The sequence below is a fragment of the Colwellia psychrerythraea 34H genome, from assembly GCF_000012325.1.
In the GTDB taxonomy this organism is placed as follows: domain Bacteria; phylum Pseudomonadota; class Gammaproteobacteria; order Enterobacterales; family Alteromonadaceae; genus Colwellia; species Colwellia psychrerythraea_A.
Genome location: NC_003910.7, coordinates 1,897,379 through 1,910,585 on the forward strand (window position 1 = coordinate 1,897,379; position 13,207 = coordinate 1,910,585).

Genomic DNA, 13,207 nt, shown 5'->3' on the forward strand with positions numbered 1-13,207 from the left:
GATAGTTGGCTCTTATGCCTTAGTTGCTCGATAAAGCTGGAGTCAGGTGATTTTCACTAAAATTTAGAGAACGCTAAAATTAATATTTATGTAGGTTTTGTTAATTTGAGTAATAAAATTAACAAAACCCTATCGGCATTGAAATAACTTTAATCCTTGATGATATATCTAACCGAATGCTCTTACCTTCGAGGTATTTATAGTCGACTTGGTTAGTGATTCAGTTTTTTCATTATTGACTTTAAATTGCTCTGATAACGTAAACATTGCCGGGCTTAACAACAAAATTGTGGCAATAGAGAATACTGAACCAAAACTTAAACTAATGACCATCGGCACTAAATATAATGCCTGTGTTGATGTTTCAAACAGCATAGGAAATAAACCCGCTGCAGTGGTTACTGCTGTTAGTACCACAGGGCGAAAGCGATTCAAAGCAGCTTCAATTACCGCCTCTTTATGACCCATACCTTCCTTTCTCAAGGCTTTAACTTTAAGCAACATAACGAATGAGCCATTAATAACTAAACCAGAAAGCGCAATCATGCCAAATAAGCTCATCACGCTAAACGAATAACCCATCACAATATGCCCTAACATAGCGGCTGCCAAACAAAAGGGAATAATAAGTAGTACTAAAATAGCGTCCAGATAGCTGCGAAATATTATCGCTAACATGGCAAAAATAAGCGCGAATGCTAGGCCTATGCCTTTTATTATTTCCGCATTAACTTTAGATTCAATTCGAGCCTCACCGCCAAGTTCTACCTCAAGCTCTGGGTATTTAGCGCTTAAATTGCTCAGTAAGTCTTCTTCAATCGTTTTGAGTATCAACGAGGCACTGGCTACTTGTCGTAATATACTGGCGGTAACTTCCACTAACTGAATGCCGTCAACACGGTTAATGCTTGTGGCTGCTTTAGTGGTGGTAATACTGGCAACTTGGCTTAATTCTACACTGTCGCCATTAGGCGCCGTAATGATTAATCGGTTGAGTTGATTGGCATAATACTGCTGACTTCTTTGCATCATCACTCTTACTTTTACTTCGTCGCCCGCCACTATTTGTCGAATGGCTTCGCCACCAAAAAAGCGTAAACGAATCAATTCACCTAAATTGTCACTGTTAAAACCAAGACTTTTTCCTAACGGTGTTGGCGTAAGGTTGTATTGGAGTTTGCCATCCATCAAAGCGCTATCAATGTCAGTTACGCCTGATATTCTATTGAGTCCGTTCATTAACTCCTTGGCAGCAAGGGTTAATATATCAGCATCTTTATGGCCCAATTCTATTACCAGTTCTTTGCCGCCACCTGGACCAACTTGATAATCAAAGAAAATTGATTTAACGCCAGGTACTTCACCAATATTTATCCGCCAAGCATCGACAAACTCTTTAGCGGTAAAGTTGCGTTGATCATCTGTAACAATCATAAAAGTTGACGAACCACTGCTTGAGCCAATATCTTGCATGCGAAACTTATAATCGTCTTGCCCGTTTAAGCTCTCAATAGCTTTTATACCTGCCGCTTCAATATAATTAATAATGTCGATTTTATTTTTTAACGGCGCGCCCGTTGGAAATTCAACCTCGGCATCTATTCGTGTAGATTCAATTTTAGGCACAAAGCTTGAATCAACTCGGCCACTATAAACCCACGAGAAAACCAGTGTAGCCAGTGATAAGAAGATGATAATTATCGTAACAGGGTTATTACAACTGGTTCTTAACCACTTAGCATAAATGGCTGTTTTAAGGTGATCGAAACGCTTAAAGCAATGAGCTTGAACGTTAGATATAACGCGAAAACGCATTGGCTTGTCAATATGTCGTAAATGAAGGGGTAGAATCAATAAGGCTTCGATAAGCGAGACAGTAAAAATGGCGAAAATGAGTAAGGTCATGGGTTTATACATAACACCAAGTTCACCCGGTACATACAGCAAAGGGATAAACGCAATAATGTTAGTTGTCACTGAAAATACCACAGGTAAAGTCATCTCTTTCACACCATCTTTAAGAGCAATATTCATCGTAATACCTTGCTGTATTTTCAGGTAAATGTTTTCAGCAACAATTACCGCATCATCAACCAGTATTCCTAAGGTAATGATAAAAGCAAAGAGGGTGATCATATTGATAGGAATATCCAGTAATGGCATAAGTCCTAAGGTGCCGATAATCGAAATAGGTATGCCCATGCTTACCCAAAAAGCTAATCTTAAATCAAGAAAAATGGATAGCACTAAGATAACCAACAACATGCCAATAAGACCGTTACTAATTAACAAGTTAATACGTTGACTAAAAGGATCCGACTGATCTTGCAGTATGGTTAACGTTAATCCTGCGGGTATTTCTGATTGATAGTCCGTAATAAATGCGTTAATTTCTTTACTTATCTCTATTGGTTTACTGTTTTTATTTTGATAAACCTTTAGCTCTAATCCTGCGTCACTATTGACTTTAAACGGTCTTATTTGCCCTTGAAAGCTATCGCTAATGGTTGCAATGTCAGCGAGTGTCACGCTATTGCCACTGTCGTCAGTAATGATAGTTATGTCTGAAAACTGCTCGGATAATTCTTTTCGACCCAAGGTTCGAATTAAAATTTCACCACCTTGCGTATTAATACTTCCAGCAGGTACATCGGTCACCGATGTTTTCACTTTAGATAAAACTTGCGCTAAAGTGAGCTGATATTGACGTAATTTTACTTGATTAAGTTCAATGACTATTTCAGGGGAACGTGCACCTTGGATGTCAATTTTTGCTAAATCAAGTGCGTCTAACATCGCTTGTTTTAGTTGTGAGGCTTCACGGTAGAGCAGCAATTCTGATACATTACCATGCAGTCCAATTTCAACAATACTGTCAAGCTCCTCAACAAAGGTAATCGTTGGATTTTCCATTTCAACGGGGAAGCTATTTATGCCCTCGATACTGTTTTTAACTTGCGACAATATAGTGTCAGGGTTAACGCCTTCAATTAACTCTACTATGATTTCAGCTGAGCCTTCGTAGGCATTGGCGCTTATTCGGTCAATATTAGGATTGTCTCTTAACTGATGTTCAATGCTTAAAATGATACCTTGTTCGATATCTTTTGGCGTGGCACCCGGGTAACTTGTTTCGATTAAAATTTCATTAATCTGAAACGAAGGGCTACTCTCTTGGTTAATACTATTAAACGACAGTAAGCCAAGAATAATAATCGAAAAGGTTAATAAGCTTGAGGCTATAGGGTTATCAATCATCCAAAGTGAAGGAGCTGACAGTATGCTTTTATTTGACGTTATGCTCTTGCTTTTCATTAAGCTCTTTGCTGTCATTACAAAACTCCCGTCACGATATTTGCTAGCATGCCTTCTTGTGCACCTGCAATTGCACTGGTAACGATTGATTCACCTTTGGCTATATTGTTATTAATAATGGCATAGCTCTCGTTTTGCCAAATAATTTTTGCAGCTTTTGCCGATAGTTTATTGTCTTCGTTTACAACCCAGAAAACACTATCGTCAATCGCGCTAAGCGGTATTTTTAACGTGTTTTTTTGTGGTGTTAATGTTAAGTCGGCAGTAATGAACTCTCCCAAGATGAAGGGTTTTTCTGGGTTTATTATGCTCAGGTAAACTTGTTGCAATTGGCTATTATCATGCAAGTTAGGCGATAATTGTGATACCAATGCTTGATGACTGTTATTACTCTCAGCTGAAATATTAACGACTTGGTTTATGCTTAACACTGTCGCGATATCTCTGGGAACAGCGAGTGAAACCCGTAATATTGAAAGTTGCGCCAATTCTCCCAAATTATCGCCTTTGTTAACAAAACTTCCTTGATAAATCGTTTTCGTTAATACGGTATAGTTTTCACTGCTGACGACAACACACCTTTGCAGATTTTTTTTAGCAAGATTCACATTGCTTTGTGCGATAGTAACATTTGCTTTTGCTGTTTCTAATTGTGGTTGACGCAACATCAGTGACTTTTGCAAAATGATGTTTTCACCACTGAAATCAGCACTAATTTGCTGATACTCTCTTTCTGCAACCTTTTGCTCACCAAGTTCTAACTGTAAGTTCGCTTGAGCGATTTTTAATTCGCTGTTCCGTTGCTTTAACTTATGTCGATAGTCACTGCCATCTATTTGATAAATTATTTCGCCTTTTAAAAGGTGGGCTCCCTCAATAAATGCTTTATTAATATACGTTATTTCTCCTTCAACTTGAGCCGTCAATGATAATAGGTGAGGCGACTCAATTTTTCCAAAAGCTTGATAACTTGGCGTAAATACTTGTGGTAAAACATCAATAACACTTACCGATAATACCTTTTCCGTTTGTGCGGACAACTCTTGGGTTGGTGATGTTGCTAAAATAGCGGCAGAGCTAATAACTGCGACCAAGGCGATGATTGCCGTCCATGGCTTAAAAATGAAATGTTGCATGCTGTGTCCAATGTATTGTGGCGGATAGCTTGATTGAAAGGATAAATATTATAGTGCTGCACAGGTCTAATTTATGTCACTAACAACTATGCGCGTTAACGCTAATGATAGGAGATATATAGGCATCATCGTTTACTGTACTGATGCTGAAACGGTTAGATAATTTGTTAGCTAAATTGATAATTTACTTCCAATAAAATAGTCTTAGGAAATTGATGTCTTATTGTCTTCGGTGCTACTTTAAATCTGAGTTTTGAAAGTAATACTTTAACGCTTTTATTAATGTAACGACTCTTGCAAGACTTAACTATTTTAGATTCCGATACCCGCCCATCGGCATCAATAATAAAGCTGATGCTCACTCTTCCTTGGTGTCTTCTAATTTTAGCTTCTTTAGGATATCGCTTGTGTTTAGCAATATAATCACGCACTTGCGTCATGTATAACTGCAAAGCTGATTCCACGCCAGTACTTGGCTTCCTTTCAACACTATTGGTACTTTTAACGAGAGAGGGGGGATGCGATAACTCGCTACTATTTTCAATCGTTGTAGCTTCGTTATTTTTTTCGACATCATTTTCATTAGGTTTTGTATTGTTATTATTCTTCGCCAGCTCTATCTCGACCTTTTTTACAGGTACAGGTTTTTGTACCGATACGGAAACTAAGTGTTTCACCTGTTTTTTAATTGTGGCCACAGCTTTAAGTACAGGCGTTTTATGAATTGGCTCTGGGGGTTTGTGCAACACTTCGGGTGATGGGCTTTGTTGATTGTTTTTTGTGTTTTTATTTGCCAGCGGACTTGCAAAGGTCAATTTCATATCAACTACTTGCAAGCTTTGATGATTTTTTCTACCGCCTCTTTCTATTTCTTCGCAAAAAATCACGTTAAAATACAGCGCACAAGTTAATCCTGTCACTATTGTCGCGATAGGCTTTGCTTGCCAGTTCATGACTCATCCTGTTTTTTCGGCAGCGATAGCTGTGTGACTAGTTTGATGTTTTTAACTCCCGCTTTACTGAGCTCTTTGGCTGTTTTTTCTAACATTCCTGTCGTTATCTCACTGTCTGCCAATAATGAAAGCTCTTCTATATCGTTGAACTTTGTCGCTAAAGTTTTGATGTCCATGGTGTTTTTTTGATAAGTTAATTCACCGTCTTTACTGACAAAAAGCCACTTATCTTGTGAACTGTTTTGGTGCTCTAATGGATTTTCCTTTGACTGGTTGGGGAGCGTAATCCCAGTAATGGGCGTCGCAATATGCGCAGATACCATAAAAAATATCAGCAATAAGAATATAATGTTGATCAGCGGTAACATCGGTTCTATTACCGGATTCCCTATTACTGTTTTAGTTAACTTCATAGCCAATAAATTCACTGTTAATTTTTCTTATACCTAAATTAGATAAGCTTTCTTTGACGTTAATAAACGTTTGCAGTTTTATATTCGCGGCTGGCTTCAGTAACACTTTATAAACCTTATTTTTCTGCAAATATGACGCTAGTTGTAAAAAGGTCATCGCACTACGATTAACGCGATAGCTTATAGCCGTTGCATCTTCATTCTTGATGATGTCAATACTTACACTATCCTGTGCTGCGGTAGATGCTTGTCCCATCGTGCCTAAGGGAATGCTCTGTTTTTGTAGTTGCATAAACTGACTGACTAACATAAAGAAAATCAGTAAAATAAATACCACATCAATCAATGGTGTTAAGCTGACTATGGGCGATATTTTAGGTTTTACTGATAGTTTCATACGCTTATGCTTACCATTGTGTTCTGATTGATATTTCTGTTAATACCGTTTCAATTTGACGTTGTGCCTTAGCTAGCATGCGCTCATAAAGATGCCAAAGTGATAGCGCCGGTAATGCCACAATGAGTCCTGCTGCAGTTGTTAACAGGGCTTGAGATATACCAGCAGATAGAATGCTTGGGTCAATTTGCATACCTGAGTTTTTCATCTGGTCAAAAGCATTTATCATCCCTAAAACTGTACCTAAAAGGCCAAGTAACGGAGCTGTCATGCTGATAACTTCGAGGGTTTTTAATCCGCCACGCATTTCTTCAATTTTATTGGTAGCGTATTGTTCCATCACTACTTCAAAGTCATCTTTATTTTGATGAGCTTTTGACTGAGCAAGCCCATGATTTGTAATTTGGTTAAGTAAATAAGTGTCACTGTGCTTTTTTCGATAACTGGCCGACAGTGCATTGTTAGTCAATTTTTCTAACCATAGCGCATAAAAGCGATTATTAGCGACACCAAACCAGATGAACTGTGCAAGTTTATAACTCGCGATTGACACTGAAATAATGGACAGTGCGATTAATACCCATAAGCTCCAGCCTCCTTGTTCTAACCATTGAGGGACCATTTTATCTCCTGAAATATTTGCTATTTTTTGAGTTTTTCGTTCACACAATATTTATTGTGAGCAAAATTACGTTCTGTTGCTAAAGTAAACTAAAAGGGGTGAGCTAGGTGATATCCTTGACCATAAACAGTGTCGATTATTGGTTGGCGAAAAGGTTTTTCCATTGCCATGCGTAAACGATAAATATGTGTCCTAAGAGGAGAGCTTGCGGGAGACTCTTCACCCCATATCTCTTGTTCAAGCATTTGTCGTGATACGGTATTGGGATAATGCTGCACTAACACCTTTAAGATATTCATCTGTAGAAAATGAAGTTTTACTGTGGTTTCATCGCAGGTGACAGTTCTTAAGTTATAGTCAATTTGAAGTTTAGCTACGGTTTGTTTACCAATATCTCTGCGAGGCCCACGAAGTGACAACGCCTTAATACGACAATGCAGCTCTTCATAGGATATTGGTTTGTTTATAAAATCATCGGCACCAGCTTTAAATGCAGCAATTTTGTTCTGAGTGTCATGTTTTTCACCCAAGAATATAATGGGTGTGCTAACAAAAAGTTCGTTTCTGATCCTGTGACATAGAGTGAGAGAGTGTAGTTTAACAATCTCGTAACTAATGATAATAACGTCATATTTATTTAATGATGCTAATTCAAAAGCAGAGATCCCATTGAAGGCATAGTCAAGTTCAGTGTTGTGTTCAGCTAAGAAGTTGCCAATAGATTCAGCGTATTGCATGTCGTTTTCAATTAATAGGATCATGGTTGAATCGTAAATGTAAATTGTTATCAATCGTAGTAGTGGCTGTACTTTACTTGGTTGAATGTCTACAAAATGTCAAGATGTATGGGGTCTGAGGATTGATCTTTGTGTGAAGTTGTTCATGCTATATTTCACTTTTTATGAGTCTTTTTGTTAGTCATATTTTATGAAAATAAAGAACAAACACCTTCGGAAATTGCATGTCTATTGCTCTTTAATTTGCTGTACTTTGCTATTAGTTTTTTCATTGACGGGAATTAGCTTGAATCATCGGGTGATGTTTGAAGCAGAGCCCAAACAAAGTACTAGTCAATATGTCATCGAGAAGGAGGATGTGCAAAGCATTCAACTTCTCTTACGCGAATTGCCTTTAGCTTTAAATACGAAAGAACTTGAGCAGTTGATATTGAACAAAGAGCTTTCTTTACCCAGTCCAGGTAAAAGACTTGAGTTATATATCGAAGACAAACAGTTATTTATCGAAAGGAGTGATTTTGGTTTAGTGAGTCAACTGAACGAGTTGCATCAAGGTCGCTATACTAGTATTCGCTGGAAAATAATTTCAGATGTTACTGCCGTTGTCTTCATTTTTATTGCCATTACGGGAGTTTGGTTGAGTCTGAGAGACCATAAAAAACGTCGAAATTATCTTTTATTTTTATCGTTAAGCCTAGCGACTTTTATATTATTAATGGAGTAAAAAATTGAAATCAGCATTGACGTTCTGCATAACTTTATTGTGTGGAATAATTTTTATGAATAACTCTTCAGCCAACACGGAAGCCTTATTCGCACAGAAGTTGTTTGTTCAAATTGAGCTAACTCCTTTTCTAACAAAACATCAGCCTCCTTATTTTGCGCTGTGGTTAAGTAATGATAAAAAGCAGCATAAAGCACTCGTTGTAATCAGAGAGAAGGTCAAATGGTTAAGGGATTTAAAAAAATTCTGGCGTGATATTGCGCGTGAAAATAGAAGTGAGAGTGATGCTGTTACCAGTGCAACAAATATAAATAAGAAATTTAATTATAGCTATGAAATAGAAGGTATTTGGCAATATATATCGCTAGAAGTTGTGCGTGAAAATGGCAGCAGAGAGTTAATATATTTTCCTCTATCCTCAAAGGATGCATGTATTCAGGGAAAAGTAGAAATAGTCGTGCTTTGCGCTCAGTTAGCCATTAACGACTAGCAAAGAATTATTCACCAAATTGTAGTGAGTGAGTTAAGTTCTGCGGTGTAAAATCCTATGAATGTAAAATTTGTCAGAGCAGGGTGATAATTCAGTGATCCTGATTGCGTAATAATGACAGGAGTTATTAATTAAAGGAAACTCCTAATGAATAAAACTTTACTAGCAAGCGCTTTATTATCTACCTGTTTTTCACTACAAGCTCATGATATTTGGATAAAAGCAGATACTCATGAAATAAACAATGATGAACAGAGCGTTTTTGCATTAGACGTATCTCGCTCTGCTCAAGCCTACATTGCAGAAGCGAATCATGGTATTAAATCTCTTCAAATGAGTTCACCGAACGGGCAATCTAAAAAAATTATTGCTGATTATTCAGGTAAGGTTAAAGAAGTTTTTGAAGTAGAGTTCAATGAAGCGGGTACTTATCACTTTGAAAGTCCAATGACACAAGTTTTTCTTTCTTTTTATTTTGATGAAGCAGGTAAAAAGCATAAAATTCGTATGCCAAAAACAGACTATCACACCTTACCTAAAGGCTCTAAACCTGAAAAAACAGTAGAAAAGCAAATTATCACCGAAACATACGTAAGCTATAACGGCTTTAGTGACGTAAAACAAACCAGTAAAGATGGTTTGCAAATCGTATTAATGCAGCACCCTAACAAATTAAGGGCGGGTGAGCCATTAAGCTTTACCTTAACTTATAATGGTCAACCTATCCCTGAAGCTGAAGTTGCGCTGAAAAGCCTGAATGAATTTTATTACCAAGACAGTGATAAAATTGAAGTGGACATAACATCAAAAGACAAAGGTCAGGTAACGTTTAATCCTAAACATCCAGGACGTTATTTATTAGGTGTTGAATATGGTTTACCCTTAAAAAACAATGTAAAAGCAGACTTTAGATCTATTGAAAAATTTTTAACTTTTGAAATTACTCAGTAAAAAGAACTAGAATTTTAAAATCGACGAGTGCAACTGTTGTACTCGTCGTCGACTCTTCCAGTTATTCCAGCGCAGTTGTGACAATTGAGTTACAGGCTTTAGATCATAATGATTCTTATTTGTAATATAAGGATTAAACCAAAATGAATACATCAAAAGTTTCAGTGGCAGTCTGCTTAGCCTTGAGTAGTCAATTAGCGATAGCAGAAGTCACAGACGAAGATAAATATTTACTTGATAGTATCACCGTAATTGCCAGTGATACCGATATACAAGAGTCCGTACGATCTCCTCAAGCCATTACTGCAGTTGATGCTAAAACGATTAGCAATATCAGCAGTAAAAACGTACCTGCCGCTATACAAATTTTACCTAATGTTGATGTATTGGGAGGGCCCACGCCAAGTAATGAGAATGTTTCTATTCGTGGTTTACCACAATCCCATGCCTATGTTGCTATTGATGGTATTTATCAAAGTAATTTCGCCACTAAGCGAGGTAGTTGGTACTTGAACCCTAATTTTATAAAAAATATTAAGGTTACAGCGGGTCCAACCTCTGGCGCTGCTGCGGGTAAGATTACTATTGAAACATTATCAGCCCTTGACCTATTGGCGGAAGGTGACACTTTTGGCACTAAGATTGATTTAGGTTATCGCAGTAATAATGCACAACAAGATTATGGTTTATCACTTTTTGGTAAATCAGATACGCTTGACTATTTAGTGTCTGGTCAAACAAGCCAGCGAGACGCATATGAAATCGGTGGTGTTGGCGGGACTTATGACAAAACACGAGGGGATCAACAATCAGGTTTAATTAAAATTGGTAATCAGTTTAATGCCGACCAACGTTTAACCTTCACTGTAAACTATGATGACAGCCGCACTTTTCAAGTGAGAAATGATGTTGGATATCGTGATACTAAATATGCCGGTAGTTCACTAGTTTGGACCGACCAGGCAAGTGATAATGAATTACTCGATTTACAAGCATCTGTGTATTTCAATAATGTAGATTCATTCTCATGGGAAGAAGAAAGAGGTGATGTTGAGGGGACTCAGGATATACAAGATAAGAGTTTTGGCTACAGTATCGGCAATAATTCGCTAGTGGATTTTGGATTACTACATTATGGGACTTCAGGGCATTTTACCACCCACACAGGCGCTATTCTCAAAACTGATACGCAGACAGGAGAGATCATTGAAGATGAAAGTGCCGGTAGTGAGGCTTCAAGCAATTCAATCAAGCTCGCCACCTGGATTAACATGCAATTGCCCGTCGGTGATTCGTTCGAAATTATTCCAGGCGTAAGATATGACTCTTTCTACATTGAATCCTCCAATGCGATTGGTTTAGAAGGCGAGGCTTTATTAAGAGATGGTCGTACTGAAAGTAGAGTCTCTAAGTCTTTGAATATGCTTTATCACTTTAATGATGAAATAAAATTCTTTGCCTCATATGCTGAAGCGTTGAATGCCCCAGGTAATGGCTCGTTATTTACGTCTGGCAGAGGTTTTAAACCAAACCCAGAGCTGAAATCGGAACGAGCGGATAACAAAGAGTTAGGTGTGGTTTTTGACTACCAGAGCATTTTTTCTGAAGGCGACTCTTGGGTTAGCAGAGTAAATATTTTTCAAAATGATATCAAAGACTTTATTACCGATCTCTATAGTACTGAATGGCCCGACGGGGAGCGAGTAAATATCGGTCAAGCACAATTAAAAGGTTTTGAATTCAGTACAAATTATCACTTGGGAGATTGGGACTTATCAGCAAGTTATGGACAAACTCGAGGAATAGATAAAAACACCGGGTGGTATTTAACTGATATGCCATCCGATAAAATTAACCTTATTAGTAATTATAACGTTAATGATGAGCTTGTTTTAGGTACGAGTGCGACCTTTGCTTTTACTCATGATAAAACACCAACCCAGCAACTAGTCGCTGGTGGAGAAATTGAAGATATCCCATCAGAAGGTGTAGGAAGCTGGTTTACTATGGATATATTTTCAACTTATGAACCAAAGAAAATAAAAGGATTTAAAGTTAATTTATCAATTACCAACCTTTTTGATCGTGGTTATGCACAGCGAATGGATTTTGAGAGAAATGGTGACCCTAAAAATCCAATCGAGTTTTATGAAGAAGGTCGTAGTATCAACGTGAAAATGAGCTACGCATTTTAAGTGTCGAGGTAAACTAAGCAATACCGCTATCAACATAATGATTAGTAGCGGTAATTAATGTGAACTCTATGGTGCATAGCATCTTTAAATTAAATCCCTTCAATTGTTTTTTTGCATCAACTTAACTATTGAAATCATTTAATCAAAAACTTGTAATAAGTGGACATTTATATGACGTGGCGAAGTCTATTATTACTGTCCTTTTATTTTTAATGTTCAGGTTGATTTTTGATGAGTAATGGTTCAAATATAAAGTTTTATGGCTTCATTGCTGTAAGTTTAATGATTTCTACTTCGTATGCAGACAATCCAATAACGGGAGCTCCTGATTGGTCTACTCCCAAACGGGGAGTTGTACATGAAAGTAAAAAGACCGATCAAGATAATGATAAAGCGCTATTTAGTATTGTAGGAAGTGATCAGCATTATACTCAGCAACAAATTGATAATAAATTTAATGCACCTGATTGGTTTCCGAATAAGCACGAAAAGATGCCGAGCATCGTCAAAATGGGGAAAGCGCCTAACGTGTGGGCATGTGCTTTGTGTCACCTAGCTTCAGGGGGAGGACATCCTGAATCTGCAAGTCTAGCTGGTCTTGATAGTATGTATTTACAACGGCAAATGAAAGCTTTTGCCGACGGCTCGAGACTCGATTATTCTGGAAACATGAATCGAATGGCCAAGACGTTAAATAATGCAGAAATTAAACAGGTTAGTGATTGGTTTTCAGCACTTCCACCCAAAAAAGTCACTACAGTTGTTGAAACTTCGCAGGTGCTTAAAACCTATATAGATGATACTCGCATGAGACTTGTTGCTCAGCCCTATGTTATGGAAGTAATAGGTGATCGTATCGTTGAAATTCCCGATCACCCCATAGAAGTGAATAAGCGTAACCCTGACAGCATTTTTGTTAGCTATGTCCCTCAAGGCAGCTTAGCAAGAGGTAAAGCCTTAGTCAGCGCAGGTAATGCTAAAACCCCGCCTTGCGCTAGTTGTCATGGGGTCGATTTGAGCGGTAGCGCTATTGCTCCCTCGATAATAGGTAACTTTGGTAGTTATACTGTTCGTCAATTACACGGATTTAAAGGTAAAACTAGAAATGGCGGGCAAGCAGTGATGATGCAAAGTGTAGTAAATGGCTTAACAGATGAAGATATTATTGATATTTCAGCTTATTTAACGTCTTTATCAGTTAACTAACATTGGCTAATGATCTCAAACTCAAATAAGCTGGAGTTGCTGTAATTTACTCAGCTAACTCCAGTATA

General features: G+C 37.7%; 12 protein-coding genes. 5 read left to right on the top strand and 7 right to left on the bottom strand.

The annotated features are described in order from the left end of the window. Positions 1–168 precede the first annotated feature (168 nt). The 7 genes from CPS_RS08175 to CPS_RS08205 all read right to left on the bottom strand — a co-directional run bounded on the left by CPS_RS08175 (position 169) and on the right by CPS_RS08205 (position 7,597). Positions 169–3,333 carry an efflux RND transporter permease subunit gene (locus CPS_RS08175; RefSeq protein WP_011042672.1) on the bottom strand — a complete coding sequence of 1,055 codons (3,165 nt, stop codon included), beginning with the start codon at positions 3,331–3,333 and terminating at the stop codon, positions 169–171. Further along, a complete protein-coding gene (locus CPS_RS08180) occupies positions 3,333–4,451 on the bottom strand; it encodes an efflux RND transporter periplasmic adaptor subunit (protein ID WP_011042673.1) in 1,119 nt (372 codons plus the stop codon). Before CPS_RS08180 ends, CPS_RS08175 begins: the two co-directional genes overlap by 1 nt. Positions 4,452–4,618: 167 nt before the next feature. After that, entirely contained in the window at positions 4,619–5,404 is a 786-nt protein-coding gene (locus CPS_RS22840) for an energy transducer TonB (RefSeq protein ID WP_049757806.1), read from the bottom strand. Beyond that, entirely contained in the window at positions 5,401–5,832 is a 432-nt protein-coding gene (locus tag CPS_RS22845) for a biopolymer transporter ExbD (protein ID WP_138140255.1), read from the bottom strand. Before CPS_RS22845 ends, CPS_RS22840 begins: the two co-directional genes overlap by 4 nt. Next, positions 5,804–6,214, bottom strand: coding sequence for an ExbD/TolR family protein (locus CPS_RS08195; protein WP_011042676.1), 411 nt, complete (start codon positions 6,212–6,214; stop codon positions 5,804–5,806). Before CPS_RS08195 ends, CPS_RS22845 begins: the two co-directional genes overlap by 29 nt. A gap of 10 nt (positions 6,215–6,224) precedes the next feature. Continuing rightward, a complete protein-coding gene (locus tag CPS_RS08200; RefSeq protein ID WP_011042677.1) occupies positions 6,225–6,836 on the bottom strand; it encodes a MotA/TolQ/ExbB proton channel family protein in 612 nt (203 codons plus the stop codon). A gap of 89 nt (positions 6,837–6,925) precedes the next feature. Continuing rightward, positions 6,926–7,597 carry a response regulator transcription factor gene (locus tag CPS_RS08205; RefSeq protein ID WP_011042678.1) on the bottom strand — a complete coding sequence of 224 codons (672 nt, stop codon included), beginning with the start codon at positions 7,595–7,597 and terminating at the stop codon, positions 6,926–6,928. Between the two features lie 166 nt (positions 7,598–7,763). On the opposite strand from CPS_RS08205, the gene CPS_RS08210 reads away from it, so the two are divergent. From CPS_RS08210 to CPS_RS08230, 5 genes are all read left to right on the top strand, one after another. Then, positions 7,764–8,297, top strand: a complete 534-nt coding sequence (locus CPS_RS08210; protein WP_011042679.1) for a PepSY-associated TM helix domain-containing protein — start codon at positions 7,764–7,766, stop codon at positions 8,295–8,297. Positions 8,298–8,352: 55 nt separating this feature from the next. Next, the gene (locus CPS_RS08215) at positions 8,353–8,787 is read left to right on the top strand and encodes a DUF2271 domain-containing protein (RefSeq protein WP_041736818.1); all 435 of its coding nucleotides are present in this window, start codon (positions 8,353–8,355) and stop codon (positions 8,785–8,787) included. A 147-nt stretch (positions 8,788–8,934) separates the two neighbouring features. After that, positions 8,935–9,738 (top strand): DUF4198 domain-containing protein, encoded by an 804-nt coding sequence (locus CPS_RS08220; protein ID WP_011042681.1) that lies wholly within the window; start codon positions 8,935–8,937, stop codon positions 9,736–9,738. A 143-nt stretch (positions 9,739–9,881) separates the two neighbouring features. Further along, on the top strand, positions 9,882–11,933 hold the full coding sequence (locus tag CPS_RS08225; RefSeq protein ID WP_011042682.1) for a TonB-dependent receptor domain-containing protein: 2,052 nt from the start codon (positions 9,882–9,884) through the stop codon (positions 11,931–11,933). Positions 11,934–12,164: 231 nt separating this feature from the next. Further along, a complete protein-coding gene (locus tag CPS_RS08230) occupies positions 12,165–13,139 on the top strand; it encodes a c-type cytochrome (RefSeq protein ID WP_011042683.1) in 975 nt (324 codons plus the stop codon). Positions 13,140–13,207: the final 68 nt, after the last annotated feature.